This window comes from Alistipes sp. Marseille-P2263 (genome assembly GCF_018101075.1).
GTDB lineage: Bacteria > Bacteroidota > Bacteroidia > Bacteroidales > Rikenellaceae > Alistipes > Alistipes dispar.
Window position 1 is genome coordinate 176167 of sequence record NZ_JAGQEJ010000001.1, and the last position, 17277, is coordinate 193443.

Here is a 17277-nt window from a genome sequence, read left to right on the forward strand (position 1 = left end):
AGCCGAAAGACAATCACGAAAGAAGTTCGATACGGACAACCGGGCCGGGCGGGCGGAGGGACCGGACTATCGCCGGAATCCGGAAAACCTTTTCCCCGCCGCGAAAGGCGGCAGGGAAAAGGTTAGAAAAGAGGTCCGGACGGACCGAGAGGGGCTGTTACGGCAGCGTCTCCTCGTCCTTGACGGGACGGATATATCCGTCATCCAAATCCTCTCCCCGGGAAGGAATCGCACCCAGGGTCAGGTCCCGAGGATTCATGCGGAAACCTCCGCCCTTGCCCAATTCGCTTATTCCTTTCCGGCTGAAATCGGTGATGGTCATATAATACAAATCCAAGTGCATGTTTGTCGGCACAAGATTGTCGCTCTTATCTTCCGCCCGCTTCACCCATGCCTCCTCCGGCAGACGGGTGGCCATGATAAGCAATTCGCGAAAATTGGGTATCCTGTAACCTCTCTGTACGACAGTCTGCGCCGTCTGATAATAAGTCCAGTTTTGGGAGTTCCAACTTCCGAAAAGACGATCTCCGGAATAATCCGGCTTCGGAGAGATACCGTCATTATTCGCAGCCGTCACCCGAAAGTATTTGTAAGGACGGTTCTGCGGCGACAGGTCGTCATGGGTTCCCAAAGAGGGTCCCGCTTCGTAACTGTTGCGACGCGCCTTCTGGCTCAGATTGGAACAATCGACCAGATACGTGCCGTCGTCCTCCGCAGCCGTCACTTTGGGAATCAGGGGGCTCGGCTCCTTTTCGGGATTCTCCAGGTCGATGCCGAGATTACGCACGCAACGGTAGGCGAACTGTCCGTCCATATAACCGGAAGAGGAGCTGTAACTGCCCAGAGCCGCACACTCCTCGGACCAAAGTATCCACGGTCCCCCGTCGTTCGCGTTGTACGAGCTGGAGGTGTAGTGCCAGCGCGTCATGTTGCCGCGATCGGCGGGGTTCTCCGGATAAAGGCGCGAATCTTCGTCCAGCGCAGATTCGCCGATATAGAGATCGACCAACTGGTCCTTGGCGGCCAGATACCACCGGATTTCATTCGCATCCACTTCGTTGTCCCCGTCCAGATCCCGATTGCGGATCAGCACGGCGTGCAGCGCATCGCGGTAAGGATCCTTCAGGTTGTAACGTTCGTCGGGATCGTTGATATTCACATCCAGCACCGCCGTCCAATAGAGCTTCTCATCGCCGCCCAGCAGACAGTCGATGGTGTTCTTGCGGCCGTTGCTCGCGGACGTACCGCGCCCGACATCGCCCGGCGCCCAACGGTAACCGCCGTTCATCATCGTCTCCACGCCCCATGCGGTAGGCAGCTCCTCGGCGCTCTTCTCTCCGAGGTCGGTGTTGTACACCGTGCGGATGGAGTGCTGGCGGAAGGTCTGCACGGCCTCCATCACGCTGGAGTTGCCGTCCGGGCTGTACCGCGAATTATCGCCGTTGACGAAATACATCTGCCGGTCCTCCGCCTCGACGTAAGTCCGCCACTGGTCCAGCATGTTCTCTCCGGTCACCGGATGCGTGACATACACGTATTCGTCCACGAAGGCCGTGACCGCCACAGTGCCCTCAGTCTTATTCTCCGTGTAATACTCCTCTCTGAGCCTCTTCAGCAGTCCGTGAATGTCGTACATACGGGCATCGGGATAAAAGCCGCCCTCGCCGCTGGTATAGTAAGGCGACGACTGGCCGCCGTTCCCGTCGTAAAACTCGTAATTCTGGTCGCCGGGATACTTCACGTAACGGTCCGGCTCCGTCACCCCGTAGTCCCCGTTTATGGCGAACTTCACCCATTTGTAGTCGTAGATGCCGCTTTCTTCCGGGGCGGGAACGGCGGACGCCAGGAAATCGTCGTCGTCACCGAACAGACCGACACCGTATATGCCCTGGCTGAAAGGGGTCTGCACGCCCCACGTCAGCTTCGGCACGAGGCTGCGGTCGATAAGGATGAGCTGACGGTCGTAATGGGCGTCCAGCTCATAGACGTCGGCCGAACTGAAGATCACGTCGCCCTCGTAACCGGGACGCTCCTCCTTTCGGTCGGTCACCTCCACCACGATCTTATCGACACCCTTCAGCGTGACGTTGTATGTGTAGTGGGTGTTGCGCAGCGTGCGGTAATCGTTGGGATCGCCGTCGGCATAGCCCAGATGGACGGTGAACGTCACGTCGGCATTGACCGTATGGCCGGAGGGATACGCCTCCGACGACGGGATTCTGTAGGAGAGCGTGCCCGTCATCTCCACGTAGGCGGCATAGTCGGCGGCGTATTCGAATGCGCCGTTCTCCTCGGACTGTCCGGGCTTGTCGGGAAATGTTCCCTCTATTTTCTCGCACTTCTCGCGCAGGGCGTAGGCATCCTCCGGACCGAGGGCCGCCGCATCAATGGACTTCTTGGGCGCATGACGGCTTTCGGGCATGTAGAAAGTGAAGCCTCCTTCCTCGAAAAGATAGTTTCCGTCGCGCTTGTCCCACTCGAAGGCGGTCGGCCGGGTATCGAAATAATACGACTCTCCGACATCGGGAGACTCCTCGTCGCCTCCGTCGTCGTCGGGCAGCAGGGGCGACCGGACGGGGACGTTCACCACCCGCCAACTGCGCGGACGGAAATCGAAATCCGTCCACGTATCCCGAAGCGGCTCGGTCTTCACGTTGAACGTCACCTTGGCATCCATCCGTCTGGGGCTGAGAATACAATCGACCTCCACCTCTTCGGTGAGGTTGTCGGGAATCGTTATGGAGGTCTGCGTCTTGTCGGGGTTGCCGTCGCTGTCCTTCCGGTAACCGTACCCTGTCATGAAGAACTGGGTAGAATGTTCCACGGTACGGTTGCTCAGCGGCGCCCGGAAAGCCTCCAACTGACCGAACGTCCGGATTTCATTCATCTGCGCCGGCGTCACATCGTAATCGGTGTGCACGGCGGAAGTGGTGAGGTTGGCGATGCAGACCACCCGGGCGTCATTGAGCGAAGTGGTCGTTATCGTAACGGTTCCCGATTGATTCCAGGGTTCCGTCGATTGATCGAAGAAAAGACCGCCTTCGTCATGACGGTTTCCGTCTTTGTCGAAGATCAGGACATAGAGGTTGTACACGCGACCCTCGTTCGCCGCATTCTGTGCGGCGCGGGTCTCCACGCGGTTGTCCTCGGTGCGGAAATTCAGATTGACGGTCACCGGCACGCCTTCGCGCACGGTGTCGCGGCTGCCGTCCGCGAAAAGGTCGTCGTCGGTGCACGAGACCGCGGCGGCCGCCACGGCGGCGGACAGCAGCGCCGGGGCGAATCGTTTCAATAGCGTTGGCATACTATACGGCATATTTTCGGAACAAAACACGATCAACTGAACGGAGGAACGGTAATATCTCCAGGCTCCGCCCAATCCTCCACCCGGAAATCCAGCACAAGGTTGGCGTCGGTGTGCAGCACGGCACGGATACGGACCTGCGTGTTGCGGGCGATGGAATTGCGGGAGGCTCCTCCGCCGATGAACGCCTTCAGCGGATACAAAGCGTTGGGCGTGCGGAATCCGATGGTGTAGGGCGAATCTTCCGACTCATCCTTCCACGCATAGGAGGGATAGATATAGAGCACGAGCGTGCGCGACTCCCCTCCGCCGATGACGATATTCAGCCGCTCGGCCTCGTTTTCCTGACTGCCATACGACCGACCGCTATACTCGGCATCGCCGGGCACGTCGAGGTTTCCGTCCTGGAAAAGATAGAACCGGTCGGCCATGAACGCGCCGAAAGACATCTCGTTCACGGTGATCGGCCGCGTAAGCTCGTTCACCATCTCGATCTTCAGTTTGGCGACGGCGCGGACCAGCGCGATCTCCACCGCATTCGTTCCGGTCCCGACGGTCAGGTCGCGGTCGTACGCGCTCATGGGCAGGGCGGCGCCTGGCTCAGCGGTCATCTCGGAATAGCGTTTGGGGAAAATTTCGCGTCCCGGGTCCTTCACGAGGAGCTTTTTGAAAGCAATGCCTTCATCGTCCGGAACATCCACCAGACTGGGTTCGCCGAGATAGTCTTCGTTGGCTATGACATAAAGCTGCGCACTGCCCGCGGGCAGGCCCTCCACCGTGAAGGCATAGCCGTCGGCCACGGCGGCCCCGGTCAGGTCGTCGCCGGAAAAAAGCCGGTTGTACAACTCCTCGTTCTCCGGCGAGAGCAGCACGATACGCAGTTGTTCGATGCGGTTCTCCAATGCGGCATAATCCTCCTCGGAGACGTCGGCACGCGTCGCGGGAACCGCCACATGCAGGGCGAGCGAAGCTCCGCCCGTCCCGGCGGGCGACGTGCCCGCCGCATCGCCGGTGCATGCGGCCGCCGCCACGGCGAGCGCACCGGCCGCCCACGGACGGAACATGCGGCGCAAGAAATTCATATTCGGGAATCGGTTCATATCGCCATGAATTGATTACGGTCAGCAGTGCCGGCCGGGGTGCTCGGTTTCCAGTCCACTTCGGCATCCTCCTCGATCCACGGCCGTATCGTCACGGTCAGCACGAGCGTACCGGTGCGCAGATCGAGGGTGTAGGCATAGCTCTGTCCGGCCTGCCACTGCGTGACGGAGGAAGTGCGCAGCGAGGCGGAAACGGTGTGCGAGGTCGCTTCCGGCTCGCCTGCCAACCTGTAAACCAGCGTCAGTTCCGGCGCGCCGGTCTCCTCCAGCGTCTGGGGAGGAACGAGCACGTCGCCCAGTAGATCGGCCACGTCGGAGGCCCCGACGGACAGGTCGGATACGGCGAAAATGCCGTCGTCCGCCACGGTCCTTTCGCGAAGGGTCCACGTCGCCGTCTCCTCCGTCCGCACAAAGTCGCCCGCATAGCCTGCGCCGTTCACCTTGAAGGAGACGATTTCGACCTCCCGGCCCTGCGTCCGGACCCTGAAGGCGAGGCGCGCCAGCTCGTGAGCGAACTTCAGCGAGACCGAAGAGGGTCCTTCGGCCGCATCATACGTCACCGTCCGCCGGGCCGTCATCAGGTCCACGGCCCCTTCGCCCGTCTGCCGCGCATCGAATCCGGAAACCGTCAGCCGCACACCGTTCTCACCGGGCACGCACGAAACGGCCCCGGCCGCCGCCTCCAATGCCTCACGATCGGGGAAAAGCGCATGGAAGGCATAGGTCCGGCCGTCGGCCCAATACTCCGTATGCTCATAGGTCCACGCCGAGCCGTCGCCGGTGTACACTCTCTCGGCGTCGAATACCGGAACCGGCGCGTCCTGCGCGTCCTGCGCCGAACGGCACCAGGCCCATACGGAAAAGGCGTCGCCGGCAGCGAATCCGTTCACGGCGGCACGGGTTTCGGGAGCGCCGCGGAAGCCGATGGCGTCGCGGTCCCCGCCGCCGGGACCTCCCGGAAGCGTGTCGGAACATGCGGCGAGCGACACGGCCGCGACCGGCACGCACAACGTCTTGAGGATGTTCGTTCTTCGTATCATAGTACCTCGTGTTTATAAATTCCGCCCGGGGGAATGTGTCCGGCGGAGAAGTGCGGAAAAGCCGTCTTCCGCGTTTGGACCCGGGAGGGGGACATTCAACCCCGCCCGGGTGGTCGTCGCGTCTCAGCCGCCGCGCAAAGCCGGGGCAGACGGAGCGGAGAGAGGGTTATGCACCGGGAACTACTTCGATTTCTTCGTCCATGTCATCTTCGCCGCCATTACCCCACTCGGAATCTACGTCGATCCCATCGAACTGGATGGGTTTCAAACCGAACGTGGAACCGGAGATCGTCAGCTTGTAGTTGTAGGCATAGCCCGGCTTCCACTCAGTTACCACATCCTTCGGAATAACAACCTCCTTTACGACCGGACTGCCCGCACCGGTTCCGAGATCGGGACCCGTACCCTGGCTGTTGGTCACCTGAACGGTGAATGTCAGTTTCATCTGAGAGTCACTCAGCCCTGTGGGGAGTAAGAAATTCTCGAACTCATAAGATTCTCCATATATACTCGTATTCATTACGTCGTCCGGTTTGTTCTCATAATCGGCCGTACCCGTTTGACCGCTCCATGCAGACGGCTGTATTTTATCACTCCCCTGCGCCATGGTTCCGGACGTCGTCAGCGAACCCGTATCCTTGACATTCGACAATTTGATATTCGTGATTTTCAAGGTCACGGCATTGCGCCATCCGTTGATGAAAGTGAACTTCACTTTCGACAGGGCATGATAGAATTTGAAACCGACAGGCTCCATTTGCACCGGTTCTGCCGAAACAAGATATCCCTGCGATTTGCCCTCCGCTACGACGAGGTCGGTCTCGCCGTCGGCGGTGAAAGTCCCGCCGTCTTTCATCTTCAGGTTATTGTCTGCATAATCAATATCGAACAGATCACCCTCCTGCAATTTGGCGGGGGCATAGGCGACAAACTTGTACGTCTTGCCCTCCAACCAATAGTTGATGGGGCTATATTCCCACGAACTCTTGTTCCATGTTATGTGGGACCCGGTCTCACTCGTTCCGTCGAACACGGGGACATAAGTCTGACCATCCTCATATCCGCCCAATACGATGAACCCTGCGCCCTCGTCCTGCAGAGCAGACAAATCGGTGTCTTTGGCTGCGGCCCGGGTGGTGTTGCCCACATACGGGTCGAAGCCGATGGCCCGCGTCTGCGGGATGTCGATTACCTCGTTCTGCGCACAGCCGGCCAGAGCCGCGACCGCCGCTGCAAGTAAAAACATTCTGGTTTTCATTGTGATTAACAGTTAATAGTGAAACATTGAGTAAATTTGTCTTTTCCGTTCGTACCGGGGACGAGCGTCACAAAGGGATCTCGACGTCCTCGTAGTCGCCCCAGCCGTCCACGTCGGGATCGAATGCCGAGCCGCCCTCCGCGGCGTCCTCGTCGGAAATCCGGATGCCGTCCACCTCGATCACACCGCCGCGGGGCTGCCGCTCCATCTGCGAAGTGATATCGAAATCGAAGGTCACCAGCTTGCCGTTGTTCAGCATGACCTCGAGATTCAGCCCGTAGCGACGGCCGCCCTCCTCCGCCTTGGTCGGCTCGTAATGGCTGTCGGGGAAGGAGGGTACGCCGAACGACAGCACGCAGGCTTCCGCACCGTCGGCCGTCAGCGTACAGTCGTAAAGCAGCGTCGCCGCCTCGTCGCCCGTGCGGCCGTCCTGCAGATAGACGCTCTCGGCCATGCCCGCCAAAGCGCCGCGCGCCAGAGCGATATGCTGCCGGCCGTATTCCACCCTGTAACGCACGAGGTAGGTGTACACCAACGGCTGCATCTTCACCGGAAGCTCCTCCCAGCCCAGATGCATCTCGGCCCCGTAACGCTCCACGAAATGCCCGTAGAGCATGTCGGGAGTGTTCACCGTCCGCTCCTCCGCGTGGTGTTCGCTGTACGAGCCGCGGGTCCGCGTGCGGGTCGTGGCGCTGGCCGACGGCAGCGACGCCATGTCGTTGAAGACGATGAACTCCGTGTCGTCGTTGTAGAACAGCAGCGAGTAGCTGCCCTCTTTCAGACTGACCTTGCCGCCCCCGGCGGACAGGTGGAACTCGTCGCTCACGGCGGTTCGACTCTCCGGATCGCCGTACACCACCATGGCGATGCCCTCCGCCGCATCGGGTCGCAGATCGTCGTAGGCGCGGCCATAGGCTGCGGCATTCCACCCCGCGAGCCATCCCAGGCCGTAGTCGCGCTCCCACTCCCGCTCCCACACGGCGGTCACCAGCGCACGGCAGCCCGGCGAATGGGCGTCGTGGTCGTAGCACAAATCCTTGCGGCAGCCCGCGGCGGAAACCGCAAGACCCAACAGAGCGAGCCCCACGCCCGCATAGCGGAATTTCGCATTCATCGCACGCCTCCTTTCTTTCCGTCGGTATTCCACAAACGCCACACGAGGGCGAATTTCAGCTTCAGCGGGCCGAAGTAGTTCATGCGGCTCGTCTGCTGGTAAACGTAATGCCCGTCGATGGGGAGATACTCCTCGTATTCGCTGTGCATGTAACCGATGCCGATGCCGGCCTCGAAGGAGAGGCTCCGGCCGACGGGAAACATGTAGCCGTAGCTGAGCCCCACCGTCTCCGCTTCGCCCCGATAGCCCCGGGCTCCGTTCTCCAGATCGTACCACGAGAATCCGCCGAACACTCCGACGTAATGCCCGTGCCAGGGTTTCCGGGTCCCGAACCAGTAGCGGCCTTCGGGACTGACGGTCGCGAGCTGGTAATACCGGTGTCGGCCGTCGTTCTTCCACCAGGCGACGTCGCCCTCCAGATTGACCGACCAGCGGTCGTCGATACGGTATTCCACCTCCAGCGAGGGCATCAGCACCGCATCGTATAGCAGATTGGTCTTGACGGCGAGGCGGTGCAGCGGTTCGCGCTCCGCAACCGTCGTCTCCTTCCGGACTGCCGGATCGGTCCGGGAGGTCTCCATCTCGGACGAAGGGCTTTCCGCCGCACCGGACCGCGACGCATCCGACGGTCCCCCGGGCGAGGAGGTATCCGGTATCTCCCGCGACGGCACGGCCGCCGCTTCGGACCGCGACGCGCACCCGGTCCCGGCCGCCGGATCGGCCTCCCGTCCGTCCGCACACGCGGCAGCCGTCGGAACGGCGGCGGAAAGGGACTCCGCCGGAACGTCCGGCCCGGACTCCAGCCGGATCACGGCGGAAAAACCGGTGCGCAGCCCGGGAAAGAAATGTTCGGCCATATAATTATAAGGTACGCCGCCCCGCAGATCCATCAGACGCTTCTTGCGGCCGTCCACGATGCGGCCCGCCCCGTCGAAAATCCACAACGGGGTATTGTCGAGAATGTCGAGCACCTCGTCGCGGCAGTGCATGTCCGACGACGCCACCATCCCGCGGAGCAACTCCCAGGCGACACCCTCGCCGCGCGCCCGTATCAGTTCGCCGGGAATCCCGGCACGGCGCGCGATGTAGGACGCGAGCGAATCGGCACGCCGCCGGGAGAGCGTTTCGTTCAGACGGTCCGTCCCGTCCGGCGAGGCGTAGGAACGGATTTCGACGCCCTCGAGCCGGCCGGTTTCGTACACTTCGCGGACGCAACCGATGAAGCGTTCCAGTTCGCTTCCGTTCTCCCGGAAACGGATATCCACTTCACGGTGTCCCCGCCGGTAATAGATTCTCGCCGAGTCGGCGGCCGTCTGTCCATGCAGTTCCCCGGCCGCAAATGCTCCGAACAAACCAGCCAGCAGCAGTTTCCTCAGGGACGAACCAGATAATATAAACCTCATTATCAAGCAATAAACAATTAAGCCACAACACATAACACATCCGACCGACATAAAAAAGAGACCGGATATCGGTATTTATCGTTGGTTAAAATCCGTATCGGTTTAAAATCCAGATATAAAGCCTCAAAACCGGTATCCGACGAAAATATATGTAATTGACACTAAAAATTTTATATTCCGGGAGACGGGCGTATTTTCTTTTTTTGTATCTTTACCGCAGAAAACCAACGATTTAACCAACGATTTTTTAGCAAAATTCCGGAGCCGCCGGGCGAATTATTCAAAACGGCCCCCTTTTCCCCGTTTTTCCGCTTCCGAAACGGTTCCGCACGGCTCATGTCGCTCCCCTCCCGGAAGGCGGAATCCGCCCGGTCGCACCTGGACGGATATGTAACCGACACTGCACCAAACGGATAAAACACGAAAAAACGCCGTTCCTTCCCGAATTCGGATTCGGAAAGAAACGGCGCATCCGTCTCGTGAACGGTCTTATGCCCGAAAGAAAAACCGGTATGCCCGGCGCCGGAAACGGAAGGTCAGATCAGGTCGGCCGGATAGACCACCCCCAACTGCCGGCGTACCTCGTCGATGATCCCGATGGTGGCCAGCGAATTTTCGTAACTATTGACGGACGACTCCCGGCGGCCCTGTTCGACGAGGTCCAGGAACTCGGCCACTTCGTAGTAATACTCGTCCCGCTCCGTCGGACGGGACAGGTCCTGCGGTTCCGCAGGACGCTCCAGTCCGGAGGCCGCAGCCGGCCGCGGCTGCCACACGACACGGCCGATGCGGTTGATGCGGTCCAGCGTCAGATTACCTGCCTCGCCCTGAATCTCGGTCGGCAGCGAGGAGTTGGCGATCTTGGAGTAGAGCACCGTGGCGTTCATCTCCCCGTAATCGAAATCGACCGTACCCTGCGCATCGACACCGCTGCTCAGCAGGATGCCCGACGCCGAAATCCGCCGCGGGCGGCCGAACAGCACCACCATCGGATAGATCGTATAGATACCTATATCCATCATGGCGCCGTTGGAAAGCTCCGGACGGAAGGCATTCAGCACGATTCCCTCCTTGAACTTGTCGTAACGCGAAGAGTATTGGCAGAAGGCGGAGAAATAACGCCGGAGCGTCCCGGCCTTCGGCAGCGCCTCGCGCAAGGCCATGAAATTGGGCGTCAGCGTCGTCTTCACGGCCTCCATCAGCGCCACGCCGTTCCGGCGCGACGCCTCGATCATCGCCCGCACCTCCCGGGCATTGGAGGCCATCGGCTTTTCGCACAGCACGTGTTTGCCGCGCTCCATGCAGCAGACGGCCTGCGCGGCGTGCATGCAGTTCGGCGTGGCGATATAGACCGCGTCGATCGCATCGCTCGCAGCCATCTCCTCCAATGAAACGAACGTGCGGGCGATCCCGTGCCGGGCCGCGAACTCCGCAGCGCGCTCCCGGGTGCGGGAACAGACCGCCGCCAACTCGAAACGGGGGTCCTGACGGGCCCCGGCAATCACCCAGTCGGTCACGAAATTGGTCCCGACGACTCCGAAACGGATTTTTCGCATCGTATCTCTGTTTTTTATCATTCCGCCCGGATTTTCCGGCCGGCCGCCCTCCGGGCCGGTGCGGCCAGAGGCCTCCGGCCGCACCGGCGTTCTTCCGGACGAGAATCGGCCGCTCAAAATTAGCAAGATATTCCGAATGATCCAACTCCCCGGCATCCCGGACTTCCCGCAGCGCTCCGGATTCACTCCGGAGACCCGGGACGCCGGAGGGCGGCGGATTGCCCTGCGTCGGGACGCCGGAAGCGTTTCAGGCCGCACTACCCTGACGCAGATTCCGATCTGCACGGGAACCGCCCTCCCGCAACTCCGGCAGGGAACGAGACGAAAGCCGGAGGCCGTCCGAATTTTCGGACCGTTATACAATGCGCATCCGGCGCCGGAGTGCGGGCGCCGGGCGAAGGGATAAAAAAACCGACGGAAATATTTGCAGTTTTCGGGAAATGTGGTATCTTTGCACTCGCAATACCGAAAAACGGTGCGTTAGTTCAGCCGGTTAGAATACGTGCCTGTCACGCACGGGGTCAGGGGTTCGAGTCCCCTACGCACCGCAGACGAAGAAACGAGATGGTTACCACAACCGTCTCATTTTCTTTTGTTTATGCCCTATCGCACGATGCGTCAAAGCGTTAGAAATCCGTTTCAGGTTACATATGGCTTACGCGAAACCGCCCCGAATCCGTTCCTGCGGACACTTCGGGACGCCCGAACGTAACCCATTCGTAACCGGCGCAACGCAATCGCGTAACCTTGCCTCGGCTTGTCTTCGCGGCGACCTTCATTGACTTTACCTATTTGTCAATCAAATAGTTGTGTTGGATTATTTTTGTCACACCAATAAGTAAAGTATCGTTATGAAGAAAGACACGAACCAGCGGTTGCACGAAAACGCCGCGAGACCGTCCCGAAGGTTACGGGCACAGAAAAGTACCTTCGCCGTAATTTTTATCATTCAGAAAGGCAAGATTCGCGAGGACGGCACCGTCCCTATCGTGGCGCGCATCACCGTCAACGGCGAAATGGTGCATTTCGCTACGAGGATGTACATCCACCCCGACCGCTGGCTGCCGAAAGATTACCGCACGGCGGGCAAGACCAAAGAGGAGAAACAGATCAACGAGATGCTCGAAGAGTTGCGCGTACTGATACGGCGCAAATACGACGAGATGCTTCGGCGCGAAGAGGTCATCACGGCCGGCAAACTCAAAAACGCCATCACGGGACTCGACCGGAACGCCACTACGTTATTGCAGGTTTGCGACCGTTTCATCGAGGATTATACCGACCTGCTCAAAACCGAGCAATGTTGCCGCGAAACGTACCTGCGTTACAAACTGACCCGCAACCGACTTGCTGAGTTCATGCAGGCGCGCTACCGCTTGCCCGACATGGCGGTCAAGGAGCTGCATCCCCGCTTCGCTACCGATTTCGACCGGTGGCTGCGCATAAACTATCGGCTGACGAATAATTCGACGATGAAGTTGATGCGGCAGCTGAAGACCATGTTGCATGTAGGCTATTTGAACGGCTGGTCGAAGAACGATCCGCTGGCGGGCTACAAACTCCATTTCGAGAAAGTGGATAGAGGCTATCTGACCGACGAAGAACTGGACCGCCTCGCGAACAAGGTATTCGCCATGAAACGGCTCGAAGTTATCCGCGATCTCTTTCTGTTCAGCTGCTATACCGGCTTGGCCTATATCGACCTCAAACATCTATCCGCCGATATGCTCCGCCGATGGCCCGACGGCAATCTCTGGATCGACACCAAACGGCAGAAGACCGATGTCCCCGTGCATGTGCGCCTGCTCGACGTTCCCATACGATTGATCGAGAAATACGGCGGTACGACCGAAGGCGGCTTGCTTTTCCCCGTCCCGTCGAATCAGAAGGTCAACTCCTACCTGAAAGAGATTGCAAGCGTGTGCGGCATCGACAAGGATTTGACATTCCACATGGCCCGCCACACCTTCGCTACGACCGTGACGCTGGCCAACGGAGTACCGATCGAAACCGTATCGAAGATGCTCGGACATACGAATATTCAGACGACGCAGATTTATGCGCGGGTCATCGACACGAAGATCAACAACGACATGGAGGTCCTCGCCGGCAAGCTGAACGCCAAGGCGATGATTCGCCCTACAACGGCTGCGGTCGGTTTATAAACGGATTCTTATGGAATTGCAAATCATACAGAACAAGATTCACGAGGTACGCGGCGTGCGGGTGATGCTGGACAAAGACCTCGCGGAGTTGTACGGCGTCGAAACCAAGGCTCTCAACCGTGCCGTCAAACGAAATATCGAGCGCTTCCCGGAGCGGTTCATGTTTCAGCTGACCAAAGAGGAGGCTTTAAGGTGCCGAATTGGCACCTTAAACGATATGCCGCTCGAACGAGGCAAACACCTGAAATATCTTCCCTATGCCTTTACGGAGCAAGGCGTTTCGATGTTGTCTGCCGTATTGCGAAGCCCGACGGCGATTCAGGTCAGCATCTCGATTATGGATGCGTTCGTCGCCATGCGCAACTGCATCCTGACCCGAACCGCCGAATCGGTCGAGATCGCACGACTCCGGGAACGGGTTCTCGAACTCGAACAAGCGACCGAAGAGATATTGGGCGGAGTCAACGATCTTTCGGAAGATGTGCGCAAGGATATCGAAACGATTTACGAAGCGATCGGAGCATTATCGGTCGAACTGCCGAAACGGAATGCAGCCCGAAGACCGATCGGATTTCGGGTTACCCCTGAAAAGGAACAGTAGCGCAACGGAGACAAAGTATCTCTTCCGTACTCGCCGCCCCGTCTACCTTTACGCCAAAGGTGAGACGAGGTGGCGATTTTTGGTCTGAAATATTACGCTGAACTTCGCTCGAAGTACAAGGGCATCTTGTGGCGCGTGGAGATTTCGGAGCGGGGGTACACCGGTCCGTCGGAGGAGATGACCTTCGACGGCGGTACGCCGTTGCAGATCACGTGGGAGAAGCGGGACGACGAGTTCTACGTGCCGGTCAAGGCTTCGGAGGCGACCATCAATATCCTCTGCAAGGAGAATTTCCATTATCTGGCTCTGTTCACCTCCGATCCTCGTTATTTTCGCGTCTCGATCTTCCGCAATCGGCAACTCTATTGGCGGGGCTACGTCACCTCCGACCTCTACTCCGAGAACTTCACGGCTCCGCCCTATACCGTCACGATCAAGGCCGTGGACGGCTTCAACCTCTTGTTGAGCATTCCGTTCCGCGACCTCGTACATATCGGCATCGCGGGCAGACGGTCGCTGTGGGAACTCCTCTCCTCCTGCATCGACCTGTTGGAGTTGGACCTCGATACGGCGGACTGGATGGACCTGTATGCCGAAGGGATGGACGAGAACGCCTCTCCGCTCCGTCAAACCTATATCGACCTCGAACGGCTCTACTACGTCTACGAGGAGCCTACCTATCGCGACATCCTCGAACTGTGCCTGCGTCCGTTCGCCGGACAAATCTTCCAGTCGAACGGCGCCCTGCATATCCGCCGCGCCGTGTCGCTCTATCGAACTGCCCGTCCCGTGAACTTCTATCGCATCGGCACGGAGCATCCCGTCGGGCGGATCGTTACGGGCAGCGGACTGCGGCTCGTGATCCACACCGGTGCGCAGGTCGTCGCGTCGGCTGCCCGCGAGCGCATCGACGGTATGTGGACGGGCGATCTGCACATCGAGGGAAGTTCGACGCTCGACATCGTCCCTGCGCTGCGCAAGGTCTCGGTCGATGTAAAGAACAAGAGCCTCGACAACCTGATCGCCCGCATCGGGTTCTACGATCCCGACGCTTGGACGGATCCGCACGGCTTCGTCTCCGTGAAAAGCGGGGAGGAACTCTATTTCAGCGGCGAGGATGCCTATCGGGGTGCGGAGGTCGTAACTCGCGGCTTTCCCGTCGAGCAGTGCAATTTCCCGCTCGTATGGGAGTTCGGGTTGCAGACCTACCATCGGGAGTGGGGACTGGGCGTTTACCGCCCGAACGAGAGCGTCGATGTCGCGGTGCATTACGGTGTCCGTATCGTCGGCGAAAAGGCGACATACAGCTTGACCGAGAGCGGCTCGTGGGTGCAGTCCTCCGACAGGGAGATCGCGAGTACGGTCAAGACCGGCAACGAGCAGAATATGAAGATCGAGATCGACGGCATCCCCTGCGACGGCGAGTGGCAATTCTTCATCCGGCAGACGCTCATCGGCAAGATCACGACCTATACCGACCGCTTCGGCAACCCGGGCGGCCGCACCTCGGGCTATCAGGAGAGCGCCTCATTCCGCAAGATGACGCTCTCGATCGACGCGGGCGACAGCTACGACAAGGGATTGCGCTACGAATCGCTCGTCGATCCCGCGAACAACATCGATATGTCTGTAACGTTGCCTTTGAGCGATATTCCCGCCATTCCGAACGACCGGCTGCTCTATGCGCTCTACTACCTCGATGTCGGCGGCAATCCCACGCGCATCTGGCATACGAAAGGTCGGAACGATTACGACACGCTCGTCGGACATATCGTGCAGGGAGCATTGCGGTATAAGCAGCTGCCGAGCCGGCGCATCACGGGCGAGATCTTCACGGGACAGCATATCGATATGAATACAGTGGTTCGGGACGACAAGTTCCTGAACGCCGCTTATTACCTGAACTCCATCGAACTGAATGCCCTCGACGACTCCTACAACAGCGAACTCACGGAGATGCCGCATCTGCTCACGGCGGAGAAGCCGCCGGAGGGCGACGATTGCATAACGGTCGTGGCGCTGCCCTTCACGGTCGGCAAGGCGATCCCTGCCTGAACCGCCTGCTGCTCCAGTCCGCCGATAAAAAGACGGTCTATGCCTTCGACACCGCTACGCGGCAGGTGCGGGAGATCTACCGCAGCACGACATCCTTCGAGATGTACGAGGCGGACGAGGGGTTCGTCGCAGTGGACGGGAAAGAGGTGCGCTATCTCGACTATCGCGGTACGATCCGAAATATATACACCCCGCCGGAGGAGTACCGCAACGTCGCGACCTATCTGGACGGGTATATCCATATCCTGAAATCCTACCGGCAGTATATCGGTCCGCGCGGCGGCAATGCCGGCGGACGCAGCGCCACCACGGTGGAGGACGAGGACCCGAACTACCGCACCTATCGCTACCTCTCGCGCCCGGAGTGCAAATACGTTTCGCCCAACGCCTCGACCGGCTATCGCGGACGGGGATATGCCTACGAGGGTACGCCGATGTCGGGTGCGATCCTCGCCCTGCGGCGCACGGAAAATACGATCGTCGTGAACACATCGCATGGCGCCTATCTGCACGACAAACGGTTTCATCAGCCCTGCAAGATGCTGCAATTCGCTGCGGGCGAGCAGGTCGTCACCGTCTCCGACAACTATATCGGCATCAACGCCGACGATATGTTGTGGTTCTACCGGCGGGATTCGATTACCGAGCGGACGCTGCTCCGGCGGTTGGGACGCTGGGCGGATCACGCCGACCATACGATGAGCGAGGTCGTACACTCCTACGACAACGGCATCTTCATCCGGAACTTCCGCGACGACACGACGACCGACGTTCGGAACGCCGCCGGCTGGGGCGAGAACATCATGGGGTTGTTCTTCATCTACGGCGACCTCTATATCGTGCGCGAACGGGCGATTTACAAATTCATTCCTGAATAAGTGCGAAACTATGGAAACACTATCCATCATTCTGAACTTCATTCTCGCCAGCGGTCTGGCGGGAACGATCCTCTTTTTCAACGCGAAGAAGCGCAAGGAGAACGCGGCCGCCGACTCCGCCGAATTAGCAAACACGGAGAAGGTCGTGGCGATCCAGTCCGAGCAGATCACGCGGCTGGACGGGCGTGTGGAGAAACTCGAAGAGAAGGTCGGCAAACTCGAAATCATCATCGAGCACAAGGACGTGGAGATCGACCGCAGCCGCATCGTCATCCGGCAGGCCTACAAGTGCGAAACGCCGCCCGAACATTGCCCGGTCTTGCTCAAAAGAGCCGAGTTGGAACGCAAGCGCAAAGAGAACGACGAGAATAACCGAAAATCATAAAGCAATGAGCAGAGGATTAAACAATCGTAATCCCGGCAATATCCGCCGATCGACAACGAAGTATCTGGGCGAAGTTGCGCCCTCGCGCGATGCCGTATTCAAGCAATTCGAGACGATGGCATGGGGTTACCGCGCGATGTTCGTGCTGCTGGACTCCTATCGTCGCAACGGCTACCGAACCATTAGACAGATGATCTCGCGCTACGCTCCGCCCATCGAGAACCATACCGAAAACTATATCCGTTGCGTGGCCGAATGGTCGGGCATCGGCGCCGACGAACCGTTGGATACGCAGGCGGGCAAGACGATGATCCCTATCGTGGCGGCTATGTCGCGCGTGGAAAACGGCCGGCCGGCGGTATTATCGGACGTCGAGGCAGGCTGGACGCTCTATCTGCAACACAAACCCTAAACAGCC

General features: G+C 59.3%; 13 protein-coding genes and 1 tRNA gene. 7 read left to right on the top strand and 7 right to left on the bottom strand.

Features of this window, described 5'->3' with window-relative positions; all coding sequences use genetic code 11:
* Positions 1–157: 157 nt before the first annotated feature.
* From KB554_RS00685 to KB554_RS00715, 7 genes are all read right to left on the bottom strand, one after another.
* Entirely contained in the window at positions 158–3304 is a 3147-nt protein-coding gene (locus KB554_RS00685) for a DUF4906 domain-containing protein (RefSeq protein WP_211034628.1), read from the bottom strand.
* Positions 3305–3336: 32 nt separating this feature from the next.
* Positions 3337–4386, bottom strand: a complete 1050-nt coding sequence (locus KB554_RS00690; RefSeq protein ID WP_162502080.1) for a FimB/Mfa2 family fimbrial subunit — start codon at positions 4384–4386, stop codon at positions 3337–3339.
* Between the two features lie 14 nt (positions 4387–4400).
* A complete protein-coding gene (locus tag KB554_RS00695; RefSeq protein ID WP_211034629.1) occupies positions 4401–5444 on the bottom strand; it encodes a fimbrillin family protein in 1044 nt (347 codons plus the stop codon).
* A gap of 166 nt (positions 5445–5610) precedes the next feature.
* On the bottom strand, positions 5611–6702 hold the full coding sequence (locus tag KB554_RS00700; RefSeq protein ID WP_211034630.1) for a fimbrillin family protein: 1092 nt from the start codon (positions 6700–6702) through the stop codon (positions 5611–5613).
* Between the two features lie 67 nt (positions 6703–6769).
* Complete coding sequence (locus tag KB554_RS00705) at positions 6770–7816, bottom strand: DUF5119 domain-containing protein (RefSeq protein WP_211034631.1); 1047 nt, start codon at positions 7814–7816, stop codon at positions 6770–6772.
* Entirely contained in the window at positions 7813–9219 is a 1407-nt protein-coding gene (locus tag KB554_RS13225) for a DUF3575 domain-containing protein (protein ID WP_242116202.1), read from the bottom strand. The genes KB554_RS00705 and KB554_RS13225 overlap by 4 nt, the downstream gene beginning before the upstream one ends.
* A 536-nt stretch (positions 9220–9755) precedes the next feature.
* Complete coding sequence (locus KB554_RS00715) at positions 9756–10775, bottom strand: Gfo/Idh/MocA family oxidoreductase (protein ID WP_211034632.1); 1020 nt, start codon at positions 10773–10775, stop codon at positions 9756–9758.
* A 474-nt stretch (positions 10776–11249) separates the two neighbouring features.
* Here KB554_RS00715 and KB554_RS00720 point away from each other — a divergent pair.
* From KB554_RS00720 to KB554_RS00755, 7 genes are all read left to right on the top strand, one after another.
* Positions 11250–11323 (top strand) — tRNA-Asp (locus tag KB554_RS00720).
* Positions 11324–11626: 303 nt separating this feature from the next.
* Positions 11627–12940, top strand: coding sequence for a site-specific integrase (locus KB554_RS00725; protein WP_211034633.1), 1314 nt, complete (start codon positions 11627–11629; stop codon positions 12938–12940).
* A 10-nt stretch (positions 12941–12950) separates the two neighbouring features.
* Positions 12951–13541, top strand: a complete 591-nt coding sequence (locus KB554_RS00730; RefSeq protein WP_211034634.1) for an ORF6N domain-containing protein — start codon at positions 12951–12953, stop codon at positions 13539–13541.
* Positions 13542–13610: 69 nt separating this feature from the next.
* Positions 13611–15596, top strand: a complete 1986-nt coding sequence (locus KB554_RS13230) for a hypothetical protein (RefSeq protein WP_242116203.1) — start codon at positions 13611–13613, stop codon at positions 15594–15596.
* Positions 15542–16474 (top strand): hypothetical protein, encoded by a 933-nt coding sequence (locus KB554_RS00745; RefSeq protein ID WP_211034635.1) that lies wholly within the window; start codon positions 15542–15544, stop codon positions 16472–16474. Before KB554_RS13230 ends, KB554_RS00745 begins: the two co-directional genes overlap by 55 nt.
* Before the next feature lie 10 nt (positions 16475–16484).
* Positions 16485–16859: a hypothetical protein gene (locus KB554_RS00750; protein ID WP_211034636.1), complete on the top strand. Its 375-nt coding sequence runs from the start codon at positions 16485–16487 to the stop codon at positions 16857–16859.
* 4 nt (positions 16860–16863) lie between these two features.
* Complete coding sequence (locus tag KB554_RS00755; protein ID WP_211034637.1) at positions 16864–17271, top strand: structural protein P5; 408 nt, start codon at positions 16864–16866, stop codon at positions 17269–17271.
* The last annotated feature ends 6 nt before the right edge of the window (positions 17272–17277 follow it).